The organism is Streptomyces sp. NPDC002133, from assembly GCF_040296405.1.
Classification (GTDB): Bacteria; Actinomycetota; Actinomycetes; order Streptomycetales; family Streptomycetaceae; genus Streptomyces.
The window spans coordinates 142,852-169,215 of the sequence record NZ_JBEOXF010000005.1; the positions used below are offsets into that span (position 1 = coordinate 142,852).

Below are 26,364 nucleotides of genomic sequence, written 5' to 3' on the forward strand. Positions count from 1 at the left end.
ATCAGCGTCCGCGCAGCGTGCGGTACGTGTTCACGAGCGCCGCGGTCGAGCTGTCGAGGTCCTCTCCGCCACGGCCCTCGGTGAGGACGGGCTCGATCCTCTTGGCCAGCACCTTGCCGAGCTCGACGCCCCACTGGTCGAACGAGTCGATGTTCCAGACGGCGCCCTGGACGAACACCTTGTGCTCGTAGAGTCCGACGAGCTGGCCGAGGACGGACGGGGTCAGCTCCTTCGCCAGGATCGTGGTGGTCGGGTGGTTGCCCACGAACGTCTTGTGCGGCACCAGCTCCTCCGCGACGCCCTCCGCCCGTACCTCGTCGGGGGTCTTGCCGAAGGCCAGCGCCTGCGTCTGGGCGAAGAAGTTGGCCATCAGCAGGTCGTGCTGGGCGACGAGCCCGGGCAGCAGGTCCGGGACGGGCTGTGCGAAGCCGATGAAGTCGGCCGGGATGAGCTTCGTCCCCTGGTGGATCAACTGGTAGTACGCGTGCTGCCCGTTGGTGCCGGGCGTGCCCCAGACGACGGGTCCGGTCTGCCAGTCGACACGATTGCCCTCGCGGTCGACGGACTTGCCGTTCGACTCCATGTCCAGCTGCTGCAGATACGCGGTGAACTTGCTCAGGTAGTGCGAGTACGGGAGCACCGCATGCGACTGGGCGTCGAAGAAGTTGCCGTACCAGACGCCGAGCAGGCCGAGGAGCAGCGGCGCGTTCTCCTCCGGCGGGGCCGTGCGGAAGTGCTCGTCCACGAGGTGGAAGCCGTCGAGCATCTCGCGGAAGCGGTCCGGGCCGATGGCGATCATCAGCGAGAGCCCGATGGCCGAGTCGTACGAGTACCGCCCGCCGACCCAGTCCCAGAACTCGAACATGTTCGCCGTGTCGATGCCGAACTCGTCGACCTTCTCGGCGTTCGTCGACAGGGCCACGAAGTGCTTGGCGACGGCCTCCTGGCCGGCCTTCAGCTCGGTGAGCAGCCAGTCGCGGGCGGACGTCGCGTTCGTGATGGTCTCGATCGTGGTGAACGTCTTGGACGCGATGACGAACAGCGTCTCCGCCGCGTCGAGGTCGTGCACCGCCTCGTGCAGATCGGCACCGTCCACGTTCGAGACGAAACGGAACGTCACGTCCCGTGCGGTGTAGGAGCGCAGCACCTCGTACGCCATGGCCGGGCCGAGGTCGGAGCCGCCGATGCCGATGTTGACGACGTTCTTGATGGGCTTTCCGGTGTGACCGGTCCAGTTGCCCGAGCGGATCCGCTCGGAGAAGGCGCCCATCTTGTCGAGCACGGCGTGCACGGCGGGGACCACGTTCTCACCGTCGACCTCGATGACGGCGTCGCGGGGGGCGCGCAGCGCCGTGTGCAGCACGGCCCGCTGCTCGGTGATGTTGATCTTCTCGCCGCGGAACATGGCGTCCCGCAGCCCTGCGACATCGGTGGCCGCGGCCAGCTCGCGCAGGAGCGCCAGCGTCTCGTCGGTCACCAGATGCTTGGAGTAGTCGAGGTGGAGGTCGCCGACCTGGAGGGTGTACCGGCTGCCCCGGTCGGCGTCAGCGGCGAACAGCTCCCGCAGATGCGTACCTGCCAGCTGCTCGTGATGCTTGCCGAGAGCAGCCCATTCGGGCATCCGGTTGAGCCGGGTACGGCCTTGTGCATTCACTGCTATCCACCTCGCCAGGACGATCCGCTCAGCCCCTTCGGCCTGCTTTCCGGCCGGGGGTCCGGGGGGTGTCCCCCGGGGAGGCACAGCAGCCCACTTCTTCTCGTGCCTGCCTGCGTGCCCCGCTGCCCCACCAACCTAATTGATCTGGGTGGCCAAAGACGTGACGGCGAGGGTGAACAGTCCGGCCGCCAGCAGTACGGGCGTGTTCAGTCCCCAGGCCGCCGCCGACGCACCGCCGAGCAGCGCCCCGAGCGGCGCCCCGGCGATCGCGAGCGTGCGGAAGGCGGAGCTGATGCGGCCCAGCATGCCGTCGGGGCTGCGCTCCTGCATCAGCGTCACCTGATTGGCGTTCCACACCAGTCCCATGAGGCCGAAGAGCGCCATCGCCACGGCCGTCACCCACAGCTCGCGGACCGTTCCCATGGCGACGAGGCAGCCGGTCTGCACGGCCCCGGCCAGGAGCACGCCGCGCAGCCTGCCGAACCGTTCGGATATCCGCCGGGCGAGGAGGCCGCCGACGACGCTTCCCGCGCCGTACGCCGTGACGACCGCGGCATAGCCGCCGTTGCCCGCGTCGAGCCAGCCGGTGACGTGCAGGACGAGCGTGGCGATCAGCGCGCCCATCCCGATGTTGCAGAGCGTGGTGGCGGTGCACAGCGAACGCAGTGCCCGGTCACGCCACAGCGCGCGTATGCCCTCGGAGATCTCGGCCCGCAGCGTGGAACCCGCTTTGCGGGGCTGCCGCTCGGGACCCGCGCCCCGCAGCGAGGCCACGAGGAGTGCTGCCAGCAGGTAGGTCGCCGCGTCCGCCGCGTACGGCACGGCCGCGCCCGCGATGAGCAGCACCGGCACCAGTGGCCCCGCCAGGAAGGTGCCCGCCATCTGCTGCCCGGTCTGCAGCCGGGCGTTGGCGCTGCCGAGCGCCTCGCCCGGCACCAGGGACGGCAGCAGGGCCGTCGCCGCGTTGTCGAACAGGGTCTGGAGCGCGGTGAGGGCGAAGGCCACCGCGATCAGCACGGCGATCGAGGCGTGGCCGAGGGCCACGGCGACCGCGAACGCGGCCATCAGCCCGCCCCGCAGCAGATCCACGGCCCACATGGCCCGCCGCTGGTCGACTCTGTCGGCGACGGCCCCGCCGAGCAGCCCGAACAGCAGCCACGGCAGATAACCGCAGGCCGTCACCGAGGCGATGAGCAACGGGTCGTCGGTGAGCGAGGCGGCCAGCAGCGGCATCGCGGCCGTACGCAGCGCGTCGCCGAACTTCGACACGACCGCTGCCGTCCACAGCCGCCCGAATCCGCCGCGCCAGGCCGGCGTCGTCCGGGCAGCGCCCACTGCCTCCGCTGTCGTCACGGTGCCCCCCCTAAGGTCGTTGATCGTCCACTGCGCACGACCGTAGAGGAGGGCACTGACAACGCCCCCGGATCAGTGTCCGCCGCGGTGCAGCCGCCCCTCGTAGCGGGCTTCGAGCACGTCGTTCCGCTCGTACCCGCCGGGCACGTTGGCGGAGACGTACACGGGGGCCTCGTGGCCCTCGGCGGTGAGCAGGGCGACGGCCTCGGCGACGGTCATCTGGATCAGGAGCGAGGAGGTGAGCGTGGAGACCCCGCACAGGGCGTTGCCGTCGGGCAGCGGGAGGAGGGCGTCGCCGGTGGGCGCGCAGTTGTCGAGCACGGCGTCGGCGAGGTCGGCGAGCCGCTTGCCGCTGCTGTGCAGTGCAGGTACGGAGTTGGTGTGCTCCAGCGAGGTGAGGGCGACCAGTGGATGGCCGGCGCTCTTCACATGAAGCGCCATGTCGACGATCGAGTTGTTGACGCCCGAGTTGGAGATGATCACGAACAAGTCCTGCGGGCGTGGCGTGGCCAGGGCGTAGAGCCGCGCGGCCAGGCCCGGGGAGCGCTCCAGGAGCGGGTCCTCGAGCACGGAGCGGTCCTCGCCACCGCGGAGCACGAGGTCGGCGAGGGAGATCCGGCTGGTGGGGACGAGCCCGCCGGCCCGGCCCGCGACCTCCAGCGCGGCGGCCTGCGAGTGGCCGGTGCCGAAGGCGTGGACGACGCCGTCCGCGGCGACGCAGTCCGCGACGAGCCGGGCCGCCGCCATCACCGAGTGCTTGTTGGCCTCGACCGCCCGCTCGAAGGCCGCGCGTCCCTGCTCGGCGAAGAGGGCGGCGCCGAGCTGTGCGTGCGGACCGTGCTGCGACTGCGGCATGACAGGACTCCCTGAGGTCACCGGCGACTGCCGGTTCATTGCATGGGCTGGTTCATTGCATGGGCCGGTTCCCTGCGTGCGTCAGCCGATCGCCGACCCATGATTCAACGATTCACGCAGGTGCGGCCACCTGGTTCAATGAATCAGCAGTGCGGACTCACGTCAAGAGCCGCGCGAGCGCCACCGCTCCGGCAGCGCCGTCCGCCACGGGCTCGGGCCTCAGCCCCAACTCCGCCGTACGCACGGCCATCCGCTCCAGCAGCGGCCCTTGCGGCCCGAGCAGGCCACCGGTCGTGACCAGCGGCTCTCCGGGACGAGGAGCCAACGCGCCCACCGTGGCGGCCAGTTCGTCCGCGGCGCGGTCGAGCAGCGCCCGGGCCACCTCGTCGTCCGCCTCCGCCGCCGCCACCACGAAGGGGCTCAGCGCCGCGAGCTGCACCGGGTGCCCCTTGAAGGCGTATCCGATGATGCGTTCCCGGAGCGTCCTGCGCCCCTCCCAGGACTCCGGCGGGCCTTCCTCGTACCCCAGGCAGTGCGCGAGCAGCGGCTCCACCAGCCCTGTCCGCGGGCCACGCCCGTCGAGCGCCCTCAGCACCGCGGTCAGCGCCTCGCGGCCCAGCCAGAAACCGCTCCCGGCGTCACCCAGCAGCCAGCCGTCCCCATCGGCCGTGCGCACCGTCCGGCGGCCCGCCATCCGCGCCCCGGTCGCGCCGGTGCCGGCGATGACGACGATCCCGTCGGCAGGCGCCCCCGGCCCCGAGGCGAATGCGACGTCCGCGTCCCCGACCACCTCCAGGGCCGCGGGAGCGGCACCCACCGCCCCGAGCGCGTCGGCGAGGCAGCTCAGAGCGAGGTCGCGTCCCTTGCCGGGACCGCCGCCGGTCGATCCGCCGGCGAATCCGCCCACGACAGCGGCGACCGAGCCGCCCAGTCCGGGCGGAACGGCCCCGGTGAGCGCGGCGGCGAGATGGCGGGTGAGGGCGTCACGCCCGACGCTCATCGCGTTGCCCGGCCCGCCCGTGCCCTCTCCGATGACGGTGCCGCCGCGCGCGTCGGCCAGCCGCGCGCGGACTCGGGTACCGCCCGCGTCGATGCCGATGACCAGGGTCCGGCTGATGGAATCGCTCATGGGTCCGCATCGTGGTTGATAGATTCACCGGAAACAATCCCTCGAGCGCCGGACGACGGAGAAGAGCCGCCATGATCACCGCACTGATCCGTTCCGCGCTGCCACGGATGACGGGCTCGCTGCGCAAGATCGGCGAGCACGTCCTGGCCGACCCGCAGGGCGTGACCCTCGCCTCCGCCGCCGAACTCGGCCGCCGGACCGGCACGTCCCAGGCCTCCGTGACCCGTTTCTGCCGGGCACTCGGTCTCGACTCGTACCAGCACCTCCTGCTCGAACTGGCCAAGGAGCAGGGGGGCCAGGCCGTCGACGAACGTCCTCTCGGCCCCGGAATCGGTCCGGACGACCCGCTGGACCATGTCGTCGCGGTCGTCGCCCAGGCCGATCAGCAGGCCCTGCGGCAGACCGTGGAGAGCCTCGACCGGGACGCGCTGGAACGCGCCGCGCAGGCCGTCGCCCGCGCCCGTCGCGTCGATGTGTACGGAGTGGGCGCGTCCGGCATCGTGGCGCGGGAGACGGAGGCCCGGCTCTTCGGCATCGGCTGCACCGCCCGGGGCTGGACCGAGGTGCACGCGGCGGAGACCTCAGCCGCTCTTCTGACGCCCGCCGACACGGTCGTGGCCCTGTCGCACTCCGGGGCAACCCGCGAGGTCCTCAGCCCTCTGCAACTCGCTGCCGAGCGGGGCGCCACGACCGTGGCCGTCACCGGCGACCCTCGCTCGCCCATCGCCGCCGCGGCATCGGTCCATCTCACCTCGACCTCGGCGGAGACCAGCTTCCGGCGCGGCGGCTTCGGCACCCGCCACTCGGTGCTGCTGATTCTCGACTGCCTCTTCGCGCGGGTGGCCCAGCTGACCTACGAGCGGGCCACCGCCTCGCTCGCCCTGACCGCACACATCGGCGACGCTCACGCCGTACGCACACGGCACCGCTGAAACGCGTCCGGACCCGGCCCGCTCAGGAATTCTGGATTCCTCAGCGGGCCGGGCCCGTTGTCAGCGGCTGGAGGTCGGCCGAGCCTCGAGTGCTCAGATCTCGCCCCGGAGTTTGGCCAGCGCCTCGGCGAGGATCGCCTCGCCGTCCGCGTCGCTGCGCCGCTCCCGCACATACGCCAGATGCGTCTTGTACGGCTCGGTGCGCGGCGGGTCCGGCGGGTTGTCCCGGTCCTGACCGGCCGGGAACCCGCAGCGCGGGCAGTCCCAGCTCTCCGGAACCTGTGCGTCACTGGCGAAGCTGGGCTGTGTCTCGTGCCCGTTCGAGCACCAGAAGGAGATGCGGAGACGCGGTGCGGACTCGCCCCGCTCGGCCTCCCCCATCGGCCCCGCTCCGACCCGGCTTCCCCGGATCGCGTTGCCACTTGCCACGGTTGTAACTCCCTGCGTGATGGTGCTCGAAGATGCCCCAGTCTACGTAAGGCCCAACGCGCGTCCAGTGATTGGAGTTACACCCCCACCCCCGGGACGCCCGAAGTGCGTCAGCTGCCCATCTTCAGCAGCAGACCAAGTACGACAATGCACGCGAACCACACCAGAGCGACGACGATGGTGATGCGGTCGAGGTTGCGCTCGGCGACCGAGGAACCGCCGACGGACGACTGCATTCCGCCACCGAACATGTCGGAGAGGCCGCCGCCCTTCCCCTTGTGCATCAGCACCAGCAGCATCAGCAGCAGGCTGAAGACGATCAGGGCGATCGAGAACCCCATAACCACGGCTGGACCAACTTCCTCGGACGGGACAGGACTGGACAACAACGGAACAACTGATCAAGGAGACGGGGGCCGGGCCTGAAAGCCCCGGCCCCCGCAAGGGTACGACGGATCGGCGCTACGGCCTACTCACTGGTTACGGAACCGGACGATCTTGACGAATTCGTCCGTGTCCAGAGAGGCCCCGCCGATCAGGGCGCCGTCCACATCGGGCTGCGCCATGATCGCCGCGATGTTCCCGGCCTTCACGGAGCCGCCGTACTGGATCCGGACCTTGTCGGCCAGCTCCTGGCTGTACAGCTCGGCGAGCCGGCCGCGGATCGCCCCGCAGACCTCCTGGGCGTCCTCGGGGGTGGCGACCTCACCGGTGCCGATGGCCCAGACGGGCTCGTACGCGATGACGACGGTCTCGGCCTGGTCGGCCGGGACGTCCTTCAGGCCGCCGTCGATCTGGTTCAGCGTGTACTGGACCTGCTGGCCGGCCTTGCGGACGTCCAGGCCCTCGCCGACGCAGAGGATCGGGGTCAGACCGTGCTTGAACGCGGCCTTCACCTTGGCGTTGCAGAGTTCGTCCGACTCGCCGTGGTACTGGCGTCGCTCGGAGTGACCGACGGCGACGTAGGTGCACTTCAGCTTGGCGAGCATCAGGCCCGAGATCTCACCGGTGTACGCGCCGGAGTCGTGCGTCGAGATGTCCTGGGCGCCGTACTTGATCTTGAGCTTGTCGCCGTCCACCAGGGTCTGCACGGAGCGCAGATCGGTGAAGGGGGGCAGGACGGCGACCTCGACGCCGTCGTAGTCCTTGTCGGCGAGGGCGAAGGCGAGCTTCTGGACGTGGGCGATGGCCTCGAGGTGGTTGAGGTTCATCTTCCAGTTGCCCGCCATCAGCGGGGTGCGGGTGGTCATCGGTAGGTCAGTCCTCCAGTGCGGCAAGGCCCGGCAGCGTCTTGCCCTCGAGATACTCGAGGCTTGCGCCGCCACCGGTCGAAATGTGGCCGAATGCGTTCTCGTCGAAGCCGAGCGTGCGGACGGCGGCGGCCGAGTCGCCACCGCCGACGACGGTGAAGGCCTTGCCGTCCACGAGCGCCTGGGCGATCTCGCGGGTGCCGCCCGCGTAGTCGGGGTGCTCGAAGACGCCCAGCGGTCCGTTCCAGAAGACGGTCTCGGCGTCGGCGATCTTGGACGCGTACAGCTCGCTGGTGCGCGGGCCGATGTCCAGACCCTCCTTGTCGGAGGGGATCTTGTCGGCGTCGACCGTGATGAACTCGGCCGGGGCCTTGGTCTTCAGGTCGGGGAAGTCCGACGCGGCCAGGATGTCGACCGGCAGCACCAGCTCGACGCCGTGCTTCTCGGCGCGCTCCATGTACTCCGTCACGGTCGGGACCTGGTCCTCCTGGAGGAGGGAGATGCCGACCTCGTGCCCCTGGGCCTTGAGGAAGGTGTACGCCATGCCGCCGCCGATGAGCAGACGGTCGGCCTTGCCGAGGAGCTCGTCGATGACGGCGAGCTTGTCGGAGACCTTGGCGCCGCCGAGGACGACCACGTACGGCCGCTTGACGTCCTCGGTGAGCTTCTTCAGGACGCCGACCTCGGTGGCGATGAGATGACCGGCGGCGTGCGGCAGCCGGGCCGGGAGGTCGTACACCGAGGCGTGCTTGCGGTGGACGGCCCCGAAGCCGTCGCCGACGTACAGGTCGGCGAGGGAGGCGAGCCGGTCGGCGAAGGCGCCCCGCTCGGCGTCGTCCTTGGACGTCTCGCCGGCGTTGAAGCGGAGGTTCTCGATGACGGCGATCCGGCCGTCGGTGAGGCCGTCGACGGTCGTTCGGGCGGACTCGCCGACCGTGTCGGTCGCGAACGCCACGTCGGTGCCGAGCAGTTCACCGAGGCGCGCGGCGGCCGGGGCGAGGGAGAAGACCGGGTCCGGGGCGCCCTTCGGGCGGCCCAGGTGCGAGGCGACGACGACCCGGGCGCCCGCGTCGGCGAGGGCCTTCACGGTGGGCACCACGGCGCGGATACGGCCGTCGTCGGTGATGGTGGTGCCGTCGAGCGGCACGTTGAGGTCTGCGCGGACGAAGACCCGCTTGCCGGTGACGCCTTCGGCGAGAAGTTCGTCGATCGTCTTCATGTGTGATGACTCCTAGAGGGGTCGAGGACAAGCCACAGGGCTCGTACAGCGCATCGTTGCGCTGCCCGAGCCCTGTGCTCACATCGAGGTGCCTACCGGCCCGTGATCAGAGCTGGTTGCCGACGAAGACGGTCAGGTCGACGAGGCGGTTGGAGTAGCCCCACTCGTTGTCGTACCAGCCGACGACCTTGACCTGCTTGCCCTGGACCATGGTCAGCTTCGAGTCGAAGGTGCAGGAAGCCGGCCAGTTGACGATGTCCGAGGAGACGATCGGGTCCTCGGTGTAATCCAGGATGCCCTTCAGCTGGCCTTCGGCGGCCTTCTGGAAGGCGGAGTTGATCTCGTCCTTGGTGACCTCGCGGTCGAGCTCCAGGACCAGGTCGGTCACGGAGCCGGTCGGGACCGGGACACGCATGGCGATGCCGTCCAGCTTGCCCTTGAGCTGCGGCAGGACCAGCGCGGTGGCCTTGGCGGCACCGGTGGAGGTCGGGATGATGTTCTCCGCGGCGGCACGGGCGCGGCGCAGGTCCTTGTGCGGGAAGTCCAGGATGCGCTGGTCGTTCGTGTACGCGTGGACCGTGGTCATCATGCCCTTGACGATGCCGAAGCTCTCGTCGAGGACCTTGGCCATCGGCGCCACACAGTTGGTGGTGCAGGAGGCGTTGGAGATGACGTGGTGCTTGGCCGTGTCGTACTTGTCATGGTTGACGCCCATGACGATGGTGATGTCCTCGTCGCTGGCCGGAGCCGAGATGAGGACCTTCTTCGCGCCACCGGCGATGTGCTTCTCGGCGTCGGCCTTCTTCGTGAAGATGCCGGTCGACTCGACGACGATGTCGACGCCCAGCTCGCCCCAGGGGATGTCGGCCGGGTTGCGCTCGGAGAACACCTTGATGGTGTGGCCGTCGACCGTGATGGTGTCGGCGGTGTGGCTGACCTCAGCCTTGAGGCGGCCCATGATGGTGTCGTACTTCAGCAGATGAGCAGTGGTCGCGGTGTCACCCAGGTCGTTGACAGCCACGATCTCGATGTCAGCACCCTGCTCCAGCAGCGCGCGGAAGTAGTTACGACCGATGCGGCCAAAGCCGTTGATGCCTACGCGGATCGTCACGAACCGATCTCCTCGTTGGTACGCCGGTTTTTGACGCCGGCGAGCTGTATGGGATGTCCCCGACCGCTTATGACCCTACCTCCCTCGGGCAGCCGGAGTGACATCGAGCGCGCCGTATTCACGGTGCCCGCCGATGGCCCGTACCTACCGACAAGTACGGGCCATCGGTGCCCGTGCAACTACACAACGTCAGCGCCGGAGCGCGCTGAGCGCCTTACCGATGATCTGCCTGCGCTCGGCCGCGGTCCTCACGTGCTCCAGGCCGAAGCCGAGGAGCACGGTGTCCTGCGTCGTGACGGACGCGTACGAGTGGAAGAGGGCGGGTGAGCGCGCCCAGTCGGAGCCGTTGCCCGGGCTGCCCGCCGGCGGTCCGGTCACGCTCCACGGGCCGAGGGATGTCTCGAAGCCCTCGGCGCCCTGCGGAGTACCGCCGACGACGAGGCTCGTGTCGTCGGCGAAGACACCGAGGCCGCTGGTGCCCGGGTCGGAGATGTAGGAGATGGACAGCTCGACCTGCTTGCCCGCGTAGGCGCTGAGGTCGACGGAGACCGGCTGCCAGCCGTTGGAGCTGCCGGTGAAGCGGTTCCAGGCGCCGGTGGTGCCGGTCGGCGCGCAACTGTCGGTGCCGATTGTGAGGTAGTGGGCCAGGAAGGGGTGGCCGCCGATGTAGAAGCCCGCGTCGCATTCCGCGGGGGTCTCGGTGGTGGTGCCGCCGTTGGCGTCGGGCAGGGTCGTCCAGTCGTCCTGGCCGACGGTGCGGGCCTCGACGACCACGTTGTCGTAGTGCTCCTCCGTGTCGTAGCTGAGCTGGAACTGGAGGCTGGGCTCGGCCGAGGCCGCCGTTCCGGTCAGGTCGACGGTCCGGCTGAGCCGCATCCACGCGTCGTCGCTGTGCATGGCCGCGGCGAAGCTTGTGCCCTCGTACGGCTCGAAGGGGGTCCGCACGCCCGGGTAGTCACCGGCGGAGCTGCTGCGGAACTGCGGGAACCGGTCGGGCTTCAGGGTGTCGGAGGTGACGGTGTAGGCGCCCGCCGCGTTCAACGGGTTGTCCGCGGCGTCGCCGAGGACCGCCTTCGTACCGGCGAAGGGTCCCGTGCCGGCGAATCCGGGCGGGCTCTTCAGACCGGCGCGGTGGTACGCCCCGAGGTAGTACTGGGCGAAGTCGTTCGACTCGGCGCGGCCGATGTCGACGCTGCCGCCGTTCTCCTCACCGGCGTTGATCAGCTTGCCGCCCTCGTTGACGTGGTCGCGGACGGCGAACATCACCGGGCCGGACGGCTTGCCGGAGCCGGTGTACCAGACGACGGTCCTGAAGTGGGACAGCACGCCGAGTGCGTGCGGGGTGCCCTGGGTGGCGACGTCCCAGACGGCGGCCTTGCGGCCGTTGTCGGCGAGCGCCCGGGTGTACGTGGCCAGGTGCGCGGCCGGGGCCCCCTCCTCCGCCAGGACGAGGGTGTCGGCGCCGCGCGGCCGTTCGGCGACGGTGTACGTGAACGGGGTGCTGGAGACCCGTTTGCCGTCGCGCGTGCGGCCGGTGAACCAGACCTCGACCTTGTCGCCCGGCCCGGTGTCCTCGACCTCGGCGCGGTACTGGTCGAAGCGGATGTTGTCCTCGCCGCCGTAGATGTCGCCGCCCTTCCACGGCTTCAGGTCCTCGTCGTGCGTACGGCCGCCGTTGACGCGGTAGTTGAGCTCCTTGTCGCGCAGCGACTTCCGGGCGGTGACGGAGACTTCCTGGTCGCCGCGTGCGTACGAGACCGAGAAGGCGTCCGGGGTGAAGTCCGGGGCCTCGATGCCGACCGGGGACGAGGGCTGGTCGGGGTGGGCGGCGGTCTCGGCGACGGCGAGCGCGAACGGGATGTTCTTGGCGAACTCCTGCTGGATCAGCTTCTCGTCGTCGGGGAAGGTGAAGACGGAGGCGCAGTCGGCAGGCTCCCAGGGGTCGTTCGGGTCGATCCTGGACGCGGTCGCGCACGTCGACATCTCGGGGGTGAACATCATCATCCCGTTGACGTTGGCCGCGTGGCCGTCGGCCTCGCCGTTGGTGGTGTAGAGCTCCGAGGAGAGCTGCGGTCGGTAGCCGGGCACGGCGGAATTCTGCGGCGTACCGGCGAGGGACTCGTAGAGGACGTCGTCGGGGGTCGGGGTGCCGACCTGCCAGCCCACTCCGTAGAGCAGCAGCTGGGCGGCGGAGTGGTAGTTGATGCCGTACTCGAAGCCGATCCGCTTCTGGAAGGCGTCGACGGCCCTGGTCTCGGGCTCGGAGGCGGGGACCGTGCCCCGGTAGGTCTCGTCGGCGGGGTCGGGGGACGAACCCTCGTTGTCGTAGCCCCACTTGTAGGAGAAGTTGCGGTTGAGGTCGACGCCGTCGCCGGGGGCGATCTTCCCGTCGCGGTTGTTGTCGCGGAGGTTCTTGCGCCACTGGCGGTCGCCGTCGGGCGCGTGCGTGTAGTCGTAGCCGTCGGGGTTGGCGGAGAGCACGAACCACAGCTCGCTGGAGTCCACGATGCCGGTGACGCGCGGATCCTTGCCGTAGTTGGCCAGGTAGTGGTGGAGCAGCCGGCGGGTCATCTCCGGGGTGATCCACTCGCGGGCGTGCTGGTTGGAGAGGTAGAGGGTGGCCGGCTTGGCTCCGTCGCGGTACTTCTTGGCGCCCTTGGTGAGCTTGAGGGCGAGGATGTCCTGGCCCTTGAGGCTCTTGCCGATGCTGACGACTTTGGTGATGGAGGGGTTGGCCGCGGCGGCGGCAAGAATCTCCTCCTTGAGGCCGCCCTTGCCGCCGTACGGGCGGAAGACGCCGTCCCCGGCGGCCGCGACGCGCTTCTGCGCCGTGGCGGGGACCGTGTGCTCGCTGATGTCCACGCCCTGGCCGCGCAGCTGACCGGCCTGGTCGTCGGTGAGATACATCTCGATGGTGGCGGTGCCCCCGTCGGGCACCTGCTCGGTCAGTTCATGCCCGTCGGCACCGGCCGCGAGGAGCAGCGGCACTTGCGCCTCGGTGACTTCCGCATGCCATACGGAGAGTCCTTCGTCCTCTCCGCCCTGATCGGCCTGGGCGAGCGGTGCAGCCGCCAGGCCGGCAATCAGGAGTGAGGTCGCGGCGAGGATCGATCTCGCTCTTCGTCTCATTGGCCCCCCTTGCTTTCGTCTGTCGCGAAAGAAAACAGATGCCAGGCTCATGACTGTTCATGATCATGTCAAGATGCCCGGGGAGCCGACGACACGCCGCTACCGACGCCCCAATGGACGCCGGCAGCGGCGAAATTCACTCTTCGGGGGGACAACGGTGACCGTTGTCGCGGAGGGACCCAGGTGGCCCGGCCGTCACGGACGCGGGCCGGCCGTCATCCGACGAGCCCGTCGGCCATCTCCTCGGTGAGGTTGGACTCCGTGCCCGGGATGCCGAGGTCCTGGGCTCGCTTGTCGGCCATCGCCAGGAGGCGGCGGATGCGGCCCGCGACCGCGTCCTTCGTCAGCGGCGGGTCCGCGAGGGCGCCCAGCTCCTCCAGCGACGCCTGCTTGTGCTCCATGCGCAGCCGGCCCGCGGCGGCGAGGTGCTCGGGCACCTCCTCTCCGAGGATCTCCAGAGCGCGCTGCACCCGGGCACCGGCGGCCACCGCGGCGCGGGCCGAGCGGCGGAGGTTGGCGTCGTCGAAGTTGGCGAGGCGGTTGGCGGTGGCGCGGACCTCGCGGCGCATCCGCCGCTCCTCCCAGGCCAGCACCGACTCGTGGGCGCCCAGCCTGGTGAGCAGCGCGCCGATGGCGTCGCCGTCACGGACCACGACCCGGTCGACCCCGCGTACCTCACGTGCCTTCGCGGCGATGGAGAGCCGGCGAGCGGCCCCCACCAGCGCCAGTGCCGCCTCCGGGCCGGGGCAGGTCACCTCCAGCGAGGAGGAGCGGCCGGGCTCGGTGAGCGAGCCGTGCGCCAGGAAGGCCCCGCGCCAGGCCGCCTCGGCGTCGCACGTGGCGCCCGAGACGACCTGCGGGGGCAGCCCGCGGATGGGGCGGCCCCTGCCGTCGACGAGCCCGGTCTGCCGGGCCAGCTGGTCACCGCCCGCCACGACCCGTACGACGTAGCGCGAGCCGCGCCGCAGTCCGCCGGGAGCCATCACCACGAGGTCCGAGGAGTGCCCGAAGATCTCCAGGATGTCCTTGCGGAGCCTGCGCGCCGCGATCCCCGTGTCCAGCTCCGCCTCGATCACAATGCGGCCGCTGACCAGGTGCAGCCCGCCCGCGAACCGAAGGATCGCCGAGACCTCCGCCTTTCTGCAGCAGGTCCGGGTGACGGGGAGCCGGGAGATTTCGTCCTTCACCGCTGCCGTCATCGCCATGGGCCGATCCTTCCATGCATCCGAAAAATACGGTCGTACGCGGCGGCCAGGAGCTCCGGATCGTGCTTCGGAGCTCCGTCGGGCCGGGCCACCGGCGCCAGCTCGACCGCGGCACCGAACCGCTCGGCGGCGACGGCGAGGGACTCGCGGTCGGGCACGGCGGCCTCGTCGGCCAGCACCACGTCCAGGGCGAGTTTAGGGGCGTGTCGTCCCAAAACCTCCAAATGACGCTGCGGGGAGAAGCCTTCCGTTTCTCCGGGCTGCGGCGCCAGGTTGAGGGACAGCACGCGTCGGGCCTTCGTCTCGACCAACGCGTCCAGCAGTTCGGGGACCAGAAGATGCGGGATCACCGAGGAGAACCAGGAGCCGGGACCGAGCACGACCCAGTCGGCGTCGAGGACGGCCGCGACGGCCTCCGGGACCGCCGGCGGGTCGTTCGGCACGAGGTGCACGGACTGCACCTCGCCGGGCGTGAGCGCCACGGTCGCCTGCCCCCGGACCGTCCCCACCTCGTCGGGCTGTGCCGGATCATGGCCCTTGACCAGCGCCTGCAGCTCCAGCGGGACGGCCGACATGGGCAGCACCCTGCCGTGCGCGCCGAGCAGCCTGCCGACCAGGTCCAGGGCCTGCACATGGTCGCCGAGCTGCTCCCACAGGGCCACGATCAGCAGATTGCCGACCGCGTGCTCGTGCAGCTCGCCGTGCGACTGGAAGCGGTGCTGGATGACCCTCGACCAGGTCTGCCCCCAGTCGTCGTCGCCGCACAGCGCCGCGAGTGCCTTGCGGAGGTCGCCGGGGGGCAGCACACCGAGCTCCTCCCGGAGCCGCCCGCTGGAGCCGCCGTCGTCGGCGACGGTGACGACCGCGGTGAGGTCGCCGGTGATCCGGCGCAGTGCCGCGAGTGACGCGGACAGCCCCATCCCGCCGCCGAGTGCGACGACCTTGGGCTGTGCGCCGCGTCTGCGGCCCGCGCGGAGAGCATCGCTGCCCCGCAGCCGGCGCAGACGGAGAGTACGTCCGGTCACTCGCGCCCCATGTCCCGGTGGACGACGACGGTCTCGATCCCCTCGGAGCCGAGGCGGGCGGCGAGCTTCTCGGACATGGCGACCGAGCGGTGCTTGCCGCCGGTGCAGCCGACGGCGATCGTCACGTACCGCTTGCCCTCGCGCCGGTAGCCCGCGGCGATCAGCTGCAGCAGCTCGGTGTACTGGTTGAGGAACTCCTTGGCGCCGGGCTGGTCGAAGACGTAGGCCGACACCTCCTCGTTGAGGCCGGTGAAGGGGCGCAGCTCCGGGACCCAGTGCGGGTTCGGCAGGAAGCGGCAGTCCACCACGAGGTCGGCGTCGACCGGCAGGCCGTACTTGTAGCCGAACGACATGACCGTGGCCCGCAGCTCCGGCTCCTCGTCGCCGGCGAACTGGGCGTCCATCTTCGCGCGCAGTTCGTGGACGTTGAGGCTGGAGGTGTCGATCACGAGATCGGCGTCGCCGCGCAGCTCCCGCAGGAGATCCCGCTCGGCGGCGATGCCGTCGACGATCCGGCCGTCGCCCTGCAGCGGGTGCGGGCGGCGCACGGACTCGAAGCGGCGCACGAGGGCCTCGTCGGACGACTCCAGGAAGACGATCCTGCGGGTGACCTGCTTGGCGTCGAGGTCCGCGAGCGACTCGCGGAGGTTGTCGAAGAACCGCCGGCCGCGGACGTCCACGACGACGGCGATACGGGCCACGTTGCCCTGGGACCGTGCGCCGAGCTCCACCATGGTGGGGATCAGGGCGGGCGGCAGGTTGTCGACGACGAACCAGCCGAGGTCCTCCAGACACTTGGCCGCAGTGCTGCGACCCGCGCCCGACATACCGGAGATGATGACCAGCTCGGGGATGGCCGCCTCGGCGGCCTGCCCGGCCTCGGTCGTTGCCGTACTCACGTCTCCTGCTCCGTGTTCTTCTCGGTCTGCGCGGCCGTGCCGACCGGCGACTCCCTGCTGGTCGGCGCGCTTGTGCTGCTCGGCACCGCCTGGCGATCCGGTGCCGTCCTGCTGCTCAGCACCGTCCTGCTGCCCGGTTCTGTCCTGAGCGGTCATTCCGTGCTTCCCCCGTCCTCGGTCGTGCGTGCTGCCGGAATCCCGTCGTCCGCTTCCTCTTCAATGATCTCTCCTGTCGCCGTGTTCACGGCGGGCGCGGCCGGGGCCGCCCGGGAGAGGGCCACGACGAGGGACTCGGCCGTCTTCCTGCCCATGCCCGGCACCTCGCAGATCTGCTCGATTGTCGCCTGCCGCAGCCGCTTCACCGAGCCGAAGTGCTTGATCAGAGCCTGCTTGCGGGTCTCACCGAGGCCGGGCACGGCGTCCAGCGGGCTGGTGCGCAGCCGCTTGGTGCGCTTGGAGCGCTGGTAGCGGATCGCGAAGTCGTGAGCCGTGTCACGGACGCGCTGGATGAGGTAGAGCCCCTCGCTGGAGCGCGGGAGCACGACCGGGTCGCTCTCGTCCGGCAGCCAGACCTCCTCCATCCGCTTCGCGATGCCGCACACGGCGACATCGTCGATGCCCAGCTCGTCCAGGGCCCGCTGAGCCGCCGCGACCTGCGGCCGGCCGCCGTCGACGAGCACGAGCTGGGGAGGGTAGGCGAACCGCTTCGGCTTGCCGTTGCCCTCGTCCGCCGCCACCTCGCCGTCCTCGGCCGACCGTCCCCTGCCTTCGGCGGGGAGACCCCATTCCCCCGTCTTCTCCTTCTCGGCCAGATAGCGCTTGAAGCGCCTGCTGATCACCTCGTGCATCGAGCGGACGTCGTCCTGGCCCTCGAAGCCCTTGATCTGGAAGCGCCGGTACTCGCTCTTGCGGGGAAGCCCGTCCTCGAAGACGACCATGGACGCGACGACGTCCTCGCCCTGCAGGTGCGAGATGTCGAAGCACTCGATCCGCAGCGGCGCCGAGTCCAGGTCCAGCGCCTCCGCGATCTCCTCCAGGGCGCGGGAGCGGGTGGTCAGATCGCTGGCACGCTTGGTCTTGTGCAGGACGAGGGCCTGCTGCGCGTTGCGCTCGACCGTCGCCATCAGGTCCTTCTTGTCGCCGCGCTGCGGGATGCGCAGCGAGACGTTCGCCCCGCGCCGGCCGCTCAGCCACTGGGTGACCGCGTCGAAATCCTCGGGGAGGGCCGGGACGAGGACCTCCTTGGGGACGGAGTCGCCGCTCTCCTCCCCGTAGAGCTGCTGCAGTGCGTGCTCGACCAGCCCCGCGGTGTCGACCGCCTCGACCTTGTCGGTGACCCAGCCGCGCTGGCCGCGCACGCGCCCGCCGCGGACGTGGAAGATCTGGACGGCGGCCTCCAGCTCGTCCTCGGCGACCGCGATCAGGTCGGCGTCGGTGGCGTCGGCCAGCACGACGGCGTTCTTCTCCATGGCCCGCTTCAGGGCCTCTATGTCGTCGCGGAGCCGGGCCGCCCGTTCGTACTCCATCTCCTCGGCCGCCGCCATCATGTCCTTCTCGAGGCGGCGGATGTACGTGCCGGTGCGGCCGGCCATGAAGTCGCAGAACTGCTCGGCCAGTTCGCGGTGCTCCTCCGGGGTGACCCGTTCCACACAGGGCGCCGAGCACTTGCCGATGTACCCGAGCAGGCAGGGGCGGCCGGTCCGGGTGGCGTTCTTGAAGACCCCGGCGGAGCAGGTCCGCACGGGAAACACCCGGAGCATCAGGTCGACGGTCTCGCGGATCGCCCACGCATGCCCGTACGGACCGAAGTAGCGAACGCCCTTCCGCTTGGCCCCGCGCATGACCTGGACGCGCGGGAACTTCTCGTTCATCGTCACCGCGAGATAGGGATAGCTCTTGTCGTCGCGGTACTTGACGTTGAAGCGGGGGTCGAACTCCTTGATCCAGGAGTACTCCAGCTGCAGCGCCTCCACCTCGGTGGAGACGACCGTCCACTCCACGGAGGCGGCGGTCGTGACCATCGTGCGCGTGCGCGGGTGCAGACCCGCCAGGTCCTGGAAGTAGTTGGCGAGACGCTGCCGCAGACTCTTCGCCTTGCCGACGTAGATCACCCGGCGGTGCTCGTCACGGAACTTGTAGACCCCTGGCGTGTCGGGGATCTGCCCCGGCTGGGGACGGTAGCTGGAGGGGTCTGCCATGCCGCCCACCCTACTGGCGGCCAACGACAACCGGGGCCCGCCGTGGGAGGCCGTGACCCGCCGGGGAAGGCGGTGCGGGAGCAGGCGGAGCGCGCTTCGCGCCGGTGATCGTGTACGGCTGGTTACGCGTCCGGGCCCGCGACGAGCCTTCCGTCCCGCACGGCGACCGGGACCTCCGGCAGCGGTACGGTCGCCGGGCCCCGGAGGGCCTCGCCGGTGGTGACGTCGAAGCGGCTGCCGTGGCAGGGGCAGTTGCCCTCGGTGCCCTCGACCTTGTCCAGGAGGCAGCCGGCGTGGGTGCACTGGGCGCTGAACGCCTTGTACTCGCCCTTGGCCGGACAGTGCACGACGAGCCGCTGCTCGCGGTAGAGCTTGGCGCCGCCGACCGGGACCGCGTCCGCGGCCCCGAGGTCGACGGGTGCGGTCGGGGTCGGGACCTGGGCGTGGCCGAGCTTGGACTCGGTGGAACAGGCGGCAACCCCCAGCCCGGCGGCCCCGGCGAGGGCAGCGCCTTTCAGCACGGTACGGCGGGCTGCGGGCTGGCCAAACATGAAGTCTCCACTGGTCGGGGCGGGTGCGTCGGCGACGGCGACAGACCCGACGATACCGGCGCAGATCACGGCACCTGCGGCCGGGTCGGGGTGCCCGGGGCGGGGCCCGGAAGGTCGGGCCGTGCAGGGTCGGTCCCGGCTCGGTCCCGGCGGGCCGGGAGCCCTCGGCGCATTGTCGTCCGACCGGAACCATGGGTTACGTTTTCAGCCGTGATCGTCGTCGCCGGTGAGTCCCTGATCGACCTGGTCCCGCAGCGGGCAGCCGTCGACGGTGGGCCGTTGCCCCCGTTGCTGCCACGGCTCGGCGGTGGCCCGTACAACACGGCCGTGGCCCTCGCGCGGCTGGGCACGCCCGTCACCTTCTGCTCCCGCATCTCCACGGACGGCTTCGGGGAAGCCCTGCTGGGCGGGCTGCGTGCGGCGGGCGCCGGGACGTCGCTGGTGCAGCGCGGGCCGGAGCCGACGACACTCGCGGTCGCGGCGATCGGGGCGGGCGGCTCCGCGGGGTACGGCTTCTACGCCGCCGGGAGCGCGGACCGGCTCTTCGAGTTGCCACCCGGACTCCCGGCAGGGGTGCGGGCGTTGGCGCTGGGGACGTGCTCACTGGTGCTGGAGCCGGGCGCGAGTGCGTACGAGGCGCTCCTGCGGCGCGAGGCGGCGCGCGGGGTCTTCACCCTGCTCGATCCGAACATCCGCCCGGGGCTGATCGCCGATCCGGACGCGTACCGGGCCCGCTTCGACGGCTGGCTCCCCTCGGTGTCGCTGCTGAAGCTCTCCGAGGACGACGCGAAGTGGCTGGGGGGCTCCCCGGAAGAGTGGCTGGCGAAGGGCCCCGCCGCGGTGGTGCTCACCCGCGGTGAGCGAGGGCTCACGGTGTTCACCCGGGACGGCGTGGAAGCCTCCGTCCCCGCGGCGGCGGTGACCGTCGCCGACACGATAGGGGCGGGCGACACGGTGAACGCGGCTCTGCTGCATGTCCTGGGGCGGCGCGACGCTCTCTCCCCCGGGGCCGTGCGTGCCCTCGACGCCGCCGCCTGGTCCACGGTCCTCACCTTCGCGGCCCGCGCCGCGGCGGTGACGTGCTCCCGCACGGGAGCGGAGCCCCCCTATGCGTCGGAGCTGGGGTGATCCTCGGGCGAGCCCAGGAACGCCCGAGCCGGCCCGCTTCCTGACGGGCCCCAGAAGCCACGGGGCCCGCGGGCTCGCCCCCGGACCCCGCCGGCCCGTCACCGGACCTGCCACCCCGGGGTGAGGGACAGGTCCGGCGACGGGCCGGAGGTCAGGCCTTGCGCGCTCGGGCGCGCGAGGTGGCCGGCTTCTTCACCGGGGTCGCGTTCGCCGTCACCGTCTTCTTGCTCACCGCGGTGGAGTTGGCCGAGACCGTCTTCCTGACCGCGGCCTTCTTCGCCGCCGTCTTGCGGGACTGCGGCGGCACCGCGTCACTGATGCGCTCCGCGCTGAGGATGTCGCGCAGGAACTTGCCGGTGTGGCTCGCGGGGACACCCGCGACCTCCTCCGGAGTCCCCTCGGCGATGACGAGGCCACCGCCGCTGCCACCCTCGGGGCCCATGTCGACGACCCAGTCCGCGGTCTTGATGACGTCCAGGTTGTGCTCGATGACGATCACCGTGTTGCCCTTGTCGACCAGGTTGGACAGCACCTTGATCAGCTTCGAGATGTCCTCGAAGTGCAGACCGGTGGTCGGCTCGTCGAGCACGTAGACCGTGCGACCCGTGGACCGCTTCTGGAGCTCGCTCGCCAGCTTGACGCGCTGCGCCTCACCACCCGACAGCGTCGGTGCGGACTGCCCGAGCCTGACGTACCCGAGACCCACCTCGTTCAGCGTCTTGAGATGGCGGGCGATCGTCGGGACGGCCTCGAAGAAGTGCAGGGCCTCCTCGATCGGCATGTCCAGGACCTCGGCGATCGACTTGCCCTTGTAGTGGACCTCCAGGGTCTCCCGGTTGTAGCGCGCGCCGTGGCAGACCTCGCACGGGACGTACACATCCGGCAGGAAGTTCATCTCGATCTTGATGGTGCCGTCACCCGAGCAGTTCTCGCACCGCCCGCCCTTGACGTTGAAGGAGAAGCGGCCGGGCAGATAGCCGCGCACCTTCGCCTCCATCGTCTCGGCGAAGAGCTTGCGGACGTGGTCGAAGACGCCGGTGTACGTCGCCGGGTTGGAGCGGGGCGTACGGCCGATCGGCGACTGGTCGACGTGCACGACCTTGTCGACGAGATCGTCGCCGTCCACGCGCGTGTGCCGCCCGGGCACCGACTTGGCCCCGTTCAGCTCGCGCGCCAGGTGGGTGTACAGGATGTCGTTGACCAGGGTCGACTTTCCGGAGCCGGAGACTCCGGTGACAGCCGTGAAGACACCGAGCGGGAACGACACATCGATGTCGCGGAGGTTGTTCTCCCGGGCGCCGTGCACCGTCAGCCGGCGGGTCGGGTCCATGGGGCGCCGGACGTCCGGCGTCGGGATGGACTTCTTCCCCGACAGATACAGCCCGGTCAACGACTCCTTGTTGCCCAGGAGCGCCTTCAGTGGTCCGGAGTGGACGACCTTGCCGCCGTGCTCACCGGCGCCCGGGCCGATGTCGACGACCCAGTCGGCGGTCTTGATGGTGTCCTCGTCGTGCTCGACGACGATCAGCGTGTTGCCCATGTCCCGCAGCCGGACGAGGGTCTCGATGAGCCGGTGGTTGTCGCGCTGGTGGAGTCCGATGGACGGCTCGTCCAGCACGTACAGCACGCCCACCAGTCCCGAGCCGATCTGCGTGGCGAGCCGGATGCGCTGCGCCTCGCCGCCGGAGAGCGTGCCCGCCGCGCGGTTCAGCGAGAGGTAGTCGAGGCCGACGTCGACCAGAAAGCGCAGCCGCTCGTTGACCTCCTTCAGCACCCGCTCGGCGATCTTCTTGTCCCGGGCGTTGAGCCTGAGCTCGCCGAGGAACTCGGCGCACTCGCTGATCGACATCGCGGAGACCTCGGCGATGGACTTCTCCATGACCGTGACCGCGAGGACGATCGGCTTGAGCCGCGTGCCCTGGCAGGTGGGGCAGGGCACCTCGCGCATGTAGCCCTCGAAGCGCTCACGGCTGGCGTCGCTCTCGGCCTCGCTGTGCCGCCGCCGGACGAACTCGACCGCGCCCTCGAAGGCCGGGGTGGTGTACGCCCGCTCCCGTCCGTACCGGTTCCGGTAGCGGACCTCCACCTGGGTCTTGTGCCCGTACAGCAGGGCCTTCTTGGCACGCTGGGGCAGGCCGGCCCACGGCATGTCCGTGCTGAAGCCGAGCGCCTGGGCGAGCCCGCCGATCAGCCGTCCGAAGTACTCCCTGGTGTGGCCGTGGGACCACGGGTGGATCGCGCCCTCGTCGAGCGACCGCTCCTCGTCGGGGACGAGCAGGTCGGGGTCGACCTCCATGCGCGTACCGATGCCGGTGCAGTCCGGGCAGGCGCCGAAGGGCGAGTTGAAGGAGAAGGAGCGGGGCTCCAGCTCCTCGAACGACAGGTCGTCGTACGGGCAGTACAGATGCTCCGAGTACATCCGCTCGCGCTCGGGGTCGTCCTCGGGGAGGTCGACGAAGTCGAGCACGACCATGCCGCCCGACAGACCGAGCGCGGTCTCGACCGAGTCGGTGAGCCGGCGCTTGGCGCTCTCCTTGACGGTGAGGCGGTCGACGACCACCTCGATGGTGTGCTTCTCCTGCTTCTTCAGCTTCGGCGGCTCGGTGAGCTGGATGGTCCCGCCGTCGACCCTGGCCCGCGCATAGCCCTTGGTCTGGAGGTCGGCGAAGAGGTCGACGAACTCCCCCTTGCGCTCGCGCACGAGCGGCGAGAGCACCTGGAAGCGGCTGCCCTCGGGCAGCTCCAGCACCTTGTCCACGATGGCCTGCGGCGACTGGCGCGAGATGGGACGGCCGCACTCGGGGCAGTGCGGCTTGCCGATCCGGGCGAAGAGCAGCCGGAGGTAGTCGTAGACCTCGGTGATCGTGCCGACGGTGGAGCGCGGGTTGCGCGAGGTGGACTTCTGGTCGATCGAGACGGCCGGGGAGAGGCCCTCGATGAAGTCGACGTCCGGCTTGTCCATCTGCCCGAGGAACTGACGGGCGTACGAGGACAGCGACTCGACGTACCGACGCTGTCCCTCGGCGAAGATCGTGTCGAACGCGAGCGACGACTTGCCCGACCCCGAGAGCCCGGTGAAGACGATGAGTGAGTCACGCGGGAGGTCGAGCGAGACGTTCTTGAGGTTGTGCTCGCGAGCGCCACGGACGATGAGACGGTCGGCCACGCCGGGTCCGCACCTTTCTTGAGTCTTGCGAGAGGTCGTGAAGAAGCGGGGGCACCGCCCCCGGTCCCGGACTGCTCCAGGCTAGGGGCGCCGCCAGATCGATGACGGCCGGACGGACGAATGCCTGACTACCAAGGATGCCTCTACCGAGCCTATAGCACGCGCATTCGATTTTCGGGCGGGCTCCGCCACCTTCACCCGAACGTGTGGCGGGGCTATCGTCTTCCCCATGATCGATCCTGTGCGCGACCTGACCGCCGTGCGTGAGGCGACCGACCGGTTGCTGCGCTCAGCCGCCGGACTGGACAACGCGGCGGTCGCCGCGCCGTCACGGCTCACCGGCTGGAGCCGCGGCCATGTCCTCGCCCATCTCGCCCGTAACGCGGACGCGCTCGTCAACGTTCTCGAAGGCCGTCCCATGTACGTCAGCGGCGAGGCCCGCGACGCCGACATCGAACGGGACGCGCCGAGACCGCTCTCCGTCCAGCTCGACGACGTACGCGAGAGTGCCGAGCGCTTCCGGACCGCAGGCGCCGCGGACGCCGACTGGTCCCGCACCGTCGAGCTGCGCAACGGGGTGAAGGACGCGGCGGCCCGCATCCCCTTCCGGCGCCTCGTCGAGGTCGAGCTGCACCACGTCGACCTCGGCGTCGGCTACGGGCTGGAGGACCTCCCGGCGGATTTCGTGGAGCGCGAGATCGACTTCCTCACCGAGCGGTTCGCCGGCCACAGGGACGTACCGCCCACCTCGGTAGTCGCCGACGACGGCCGGGTGTGGAGCACGGGCGGCAGCGCCGACGGCGGGCCGGTCACCGTCGAGGGCCCGGCGCCCGACCTGCTCGGCTGGCTGGCCGGCCGCCGCGACGGCTCGGCCCTGGAAGTCACGGACGGATTGCTTCCCCTGCTGCCGCCGCTGTAGTCGGCTGAGTACGCTGACCCCATGACATACAGCGGAGCGGTCAAGGTCGGCGGTCCGGCGGATGTGCACGAGCTCACGGACCTGATGATCTCCAAGGTCGCGGTCGGACCGATGGACAACAACGCCTATCTGCTGCGCTGCCGGACGACCGGCGAGCAGCTGCTGATCGACGCGGCCAACGAGCCCGAGACCCTGCTCACGTTGATCGGTGACGACGGCATCACGTCCGTCGTCACCACGCACCGGCACGGGGACCACTGGCAGGCGCTGGCCGAGGTGGTGGACGCCACCGGGGCCCGTACGTACGCGGGCCGTCACGACGCCGAGGGCATCCCGGTGCCCACCGACGTGCTGGTCGACGACGGCGACACGATCCGGGTCGGCCGGGTGGAGCTCACCGCCCGCCACCTCGTCGGACACACCCCGGGCTCCATCGCCCTGGTCTACGACGACCCGCACGGCCACCCTCACGTCTTCACCGGTGACTGCCTCTTCCCCGGCGGCGTCGGCAACACGCACAAGGACCCCAAGGCGTTCGCGAGCCTGATCCACGACGTGGAGACGAAGCTCTTCGACGAGCTCGCCGACGAGACCTGGGTCTACCCGGGGCACGGCAACGACACGACCCTGGGCGCCGAGCGGCCCCACCTTCCGGAGTGGCGCACTCGCGGCTGGTGAGTCCCCGCCGGGCGCTGATGCGGATCCATGTCGCGCTCCCGTACGCCCCCGTAACCAGGGGCGATCACGGGTAGTTGGCGCGACATGCGCAAAGGTCACGCTCCGTCGCCGACTGATCGCTCGGCCTCTGGTTCCTCCGCCGGCTCCTCCTCGGCCTCCGAGCCAGACGCTTCTGATCCCGGCACTTCCCGTCCCGACACATCCGCTCCCACTGTTTCCATGACGCGGCTCGCCGCGGCCTCCCTGGTCGGGACGGCCGTGGAGTTCTACGACTTCTTCGTGTACGGCACGGCTGCGGCGCTCGTGCTCGGGCCGCTGTTCTTTCCGACGTTCTCGCCGCTCGCGGGGACGCTGGCCGCCTTCGGCACCTTCGCGGTCGGCTTTGTCGCGCGTCCGCTCGGTTCCGTGCTCTTCGGCCACGTCGGCGACCGGTACGGGCGACGGCCGGTCATGTTCGCCTCGCTGCTGCTGACCGGGCTGGCCACGGTCCTGGTCGGCTGTGTGCCGTCGTACGCGACCCTCGGCGCCACCGCTCCCGTACTGCTGCTGGTGCTGCGCTTTCTGCAGGGGCTCGGGCTCGGCGGCGAGTGGGGCGGCGCCGTACTGCTCACCGCCGAGCACGCGCCGGCCGAACGGCGCGGACTGTGGGCGAGCTTCCCGCAGATCGGGCCGGCGGTCGGATTCCTGCTGGCCAACGGGGTGATGCTGGCACTGTCCGCGGGGCTCGGCGACGACCGGTTCAGGGAGTGGGGCTGGCGCGTGCCGTTCTGGGCGGCGGGGCTGCTGGCGGCGGGCGGACTGCTGCTGCGCAGTTCGCTGGCGGAGACCCCGCAGTTCCGGCGGATCACCGAGCCCGCCCGGCTGCCGCTGGCCGAGGTGCTGCGCGGGCACTGGCGGCTGGTGCTGCTGACCGCCGGGGCGCTGGCCGTGGGATACGCCGTCTTCTACGCCGTGTCCACCTGGTCCCTGGCGTACGGCACCGAGCGGCTCGGCGTCAGCCGGACGGCGATGCTCACGTGCATCATGGCGGCCGTGGCGATCAAGGGCGCCGCCACGCCGTTCGCGGCCATGCTCGGCGACCGCTTCGGTCGGCGGCCGCTGTGCCTCATCGGGTGCACCGCGACCGCGCTGTGGATGTTCCCGATGGTGGCGCTGCTGCAGACCGCCGAGCCGCTGCTGATGTTCGCCGGGTTCCTGGGCGCCCTGCTGGCGTTCATCACCATGTTCGCGGTCGTCGCGGCGTATCTGCCGGAGCTGTACGAACCGAGGGTGCGGTGCACCGGCGCGGCCGTCGGCTACAACCTGGCGGGGGTCCTGGGCGGCGCGCTGACACCGATCGTGGCCACGGCGGTGGCGGGCGGGAGCGGTCCGCCGTGGGGCGTCGCCGCCTATCTGACCGTGATCGCCCTGATCAGTCTGGGGTGCTTCGCACTGCTGCCGGAGACCCTGCCGGCGCGGATGGCCGCGGCGGAGCCGGCGGAGGAGGGAGCGGCCGTCTGAGCGCGCCGTCCGGTCCGGTGCGGCCGCGGCG

21 protein-coding genes are annotated in these 26,364 nt (G+C 70.5%); 5 read left to right on the top strand and 16 right to left on the bottom strand.

Translation table 11 applies throughout. The features are described from left to right. Position 1: 1 nt before the first annotated feature. The 4 genes from pgi to ABT078_RS08830 form a co-directional block, all read right to left on the bottom strand. Entirely contained in the window at positions 2 to 1,654 is a 1,653-nt protein-coding gene (pgi, locus tag ABT078_RS08815) for a glucose-6-phosphate isomerase (RefSeq protein ID WP_351225346.1), read from the bottom strand. A gap of 138 nt (positions 1,655 to 1,792) precedes the next feature. Next, a complete protein-coding gene (locus tag ABT078_RS08820) occupies positions 1,793 to 3,010 on the bottom strand; it encodes an MFS transporter (protein WP_351225348.1) in 1,218 nt (405 codons plus the stop codon). 72 nt (positions 3,011 to 3,082) lie between these two features. Further along, positions 3,083 to 3,865 carry a sugar isomerase domain-containing protein gene (locus tag ABT078_RS08825; RefSeq protein WP_351225350.1) on the bottom strand — a complete coding sequence of 261 codons (783 nt, stop codon included), beginning with the start codon at positions 3,863 to 3,865 and terminating at the stop codon, positions 3,083 to 3,085. 157 nt (positions 3,866 to 4,022) lie between these two features. Beyond that, positions 4,023 to 4,994, bottom strand: coding sequence for an N-acetylglucosamine kinase (locus ABT078_RS08830; protein WP_351225352.1), 972 nt, complete (start codon positions 4,992 to 4,994; stop codon positions 4,023 to 4,025). A gap of 71 nt (positions 4,995 to 5,065) precedes the next feature. Here ABT078_RS08830 and ABT078_RS08835 point away from each other — a divergent pair, with 71 nt between their 5' ends. Then, on the top strand, positions 5,066 to 5,926 hold the full coding sequence (locus ABT078_RS08835; RefSeq protein ID WP_351225354.1) for a MurR/RpiR family transcriptional regulator: 861 nt from the start codon (positions 5,066 to 5,068) through the stop codon (positions 5,924 to 5,926). 93 nt (positions 5,927 to 6,019) lie between these two features. Here the strand turns inward: ABT078_RS08835 and ABT078_RS08840 are convergent, their stop codons facing one another. From ABT078_RS08840 to ABT078_RS08890, 11 genes are all read right to left on the bottom strand, one after another. Next, the gene (locus ABT078_RS08840; protein ID WP_351225356.1) at positions 6,020 to 6,355 is read right to left on the bottom strand and encodes an RNA polymerase-binding protein RbpA; all 336 of its coding nucleotides are present in this window, start codon (positions 6,353 to 6,355) and stop codon (positions 6,020 to 6,022) included. 110 nt (positions 6,356 to 6,465) lie between these two features. Then, positions 6,466 to 6,702 (bottom strand): preprotein translocase subunit SecG, encoded by a 237-nt coding sequence (secG, locus tag ABT078_RS08845; RefSeq protein ID WP_351225358.1) that lies wholly within the window; start codon positions 6,700 to 6,702, stop codon positions 6,466 to 6,468. Positions 6,703 to 6,828: 126 nt separating this feature from the next. Then, a complete protein-coding gene (gene tpiA, locus ABT078_RS08850; protein WP_351225360.1) occupies positions 6,829 to 7,605 on the bottom strand; it encodes a triose-phosphate isomerase in 777 nt (258 codons plus the stop codon). A gap of 7 nt (positions 7,606 to 7,612) precedes the next feature. Then, on the bottom strand, positions 7,613 to 8,824 hold the full coding sequence (locus tag ABT078_RS08855) for a phosphoglycerate kinase (protein ID WP_351225362.1): 1,212 nt from the start codon (positions 8,822 to 8,824) through the stop codon (positions 7,613 to 7,615). Between the two features lie 106 nt (positions 8,825 to 8,930). Next, positions 8,931 to 9,935 carry a type I glyceraldehyde-3-phosphate dehydrogenase gene (gene gap / locus ABT078_RS08860; RefSeq protein ID WP_351225364.1) on the bottom strand — a complete coding sequence of 335 codons (1,005 nt, stop codon included), beginning with the start codon at positions 9,933 to 9,935 and terminating at the stop codon, positions 8,931 to 8,933. Between the two features lie 189 nt (positions 9,936 to 10,124). After that, positions 10,125 to 13,064, bottom strand: coding sequence for a M14 family metallopeptidase (locus ABT078_RS08865; RefSeq protein ID WP_351225366.1), 2,940 nt, complete (start codon positions 13,062 to 13,064; stop codon positions 10,125 to 10,127). Positions 13,065 to 13,279: 215 nt separating this feature from the next. Beyond that, complete coding sequence (whiA, locus tag ABT078_RS08870; protein WP_093653140.1) at positions 13,280 to 14,269, bottom strand: DNA-binding protein WhiA; 990 nt, start codon at positions 14,267 to 14,269, stop codon at positions 13,280 to 13,282. Further along, positions 14,260 to 15,294 (bottom strand): gluconeogenesis factor YvcK family protein, encoded by a 1,035-nt coding sequence (locus tag ABT078_RS08875; protein ID WP_351225369.1) that lies wholly within the window; start codon positions 15,292 to 15,294, stop codon positions 14,260 to 14,262. Before ABT078_RS08875 ends, whiA begins: the two co-directional genes overlap by 10 nt. After that, positions 15,291 to 16,193, bottom strand: coding sequence for an RNase adapter RapZ (rapZ, locus tag ABT078_RS08880; RefSeq protein ID WP_351225371.1), 903 nt, complete (start codon positions 16,191 to 16,193; stop codon positions 15,291 to 15,293). Before rapZ ends, ABT078_RS08875 begins: the two co-directional genes overlap by 4 nt. 152 nt (positions 16,194 to 16,345) lie before the next feature. After that, entirely contained in the window at positions 16,346 to 18,391 is a 2,046-nt protein-coding gene (uvrC, locus tag ABT078_RS08885) for an excinuclease ABC subunit UvrC (protein ID WP_351225373.1), read from the bottom strand. A 122-nt stretch (positions 18,392 to 18,513) separates the two neighbouring features. Then, positions 18,514 to 18,942, bottom strand: coding sequence for a Rieske (2Fe-2S) protein (locus ABT078_RS08890; protein WP_351225375.1), 429 nt, complete (start codon positions 18,940 to 18,942; stop codon positions 18,514 to 18,516). A 210-nt stretch (positions 18,943 to 19,152) separates the two neighbouring features. On the opposite strand from ABT078_RS08890, the gene ABT078_RS08895 reads away from it, so the two are divergent. Beyond that, positions 19,153 to 20,070, top strand: coding sequence for a carbohydrate kinase family protein (locus ABT078_RS08895; RefSeq protein ID WP_351225377.1), 918 nt, complete (start codon positions 19,153 to 19,155; stop codon positions 20,068 to 20,070). A gap of 151 nt (positions 20,071 to 20,221) precedes the next feature. On the opposite strand, the gene uvrA is transcribed toward ABT078_RS08895, so the two are convergent. Beyond that, positions 20,222 to 23,236, bottom strand: a complete 3,015-nt coding sequence (gene uvrA / locus ABT078_RS08900; RefSeq protein WP_351225379.1) for an excinuclease ABC subunit UvrA — start codon at positions 23,234 to 23,236, stop codon at positions 20,222 to 20,224. Positions 23,237 to 23,465: 229 nt separating this feature from the next. Between uvrA and ABT078_RS08905 the strand changes: the two genes are divergently transcribed. The 3 genes from ABT078_RS08905 to ABT078_RS08915 all read left to right on the top strand — a co-directional run bounded on the left by ABT078_RS08905 (position 23,466) and on the right by ABT078_RS08915 (position 26,333). Next, complete coding sequence (locus ABT078_RS08905; RefSeq protein ID WP_351225381.1) at positions 23,466 to 24,155, top strand: maleylpyruvate isomerase family mycothiol-dependent enzyme; 690 nt, start codon at positions 23,466 to 23,468, stop codon at positions 24,153 to 24,155. Between the two features lie 21 nt (positions 24,156 to 24,176). Continuing rightward, positions 24,177 to 24,833: an MBL fold metallo-hydrolase gene (locus ABT078_RS08910; RefSeq protein WP_351225383.1), complete on the top strand. Its 657-nt coding sequence runs from the start codon at positions 24,177 to 24,179 to the stop codon at positions 24,831 to 24,833. A gap of 219 nt (positions 24,834 to 25,052) precedes the next feature. Next, positions 25,053 to 26,333, top strand: a complete 1,281-nt coding sequence (locus ABT078_RS08915) for an MFS transporter (RefSeq protein ID WP_351225385.1) — start codon at positions 25,053 to 25,055, stop codon at positions 26,331 to 26,333. The last annotated feature ends 31 nt before the right edge of the window (positions 26,334 to 26,364 follow it).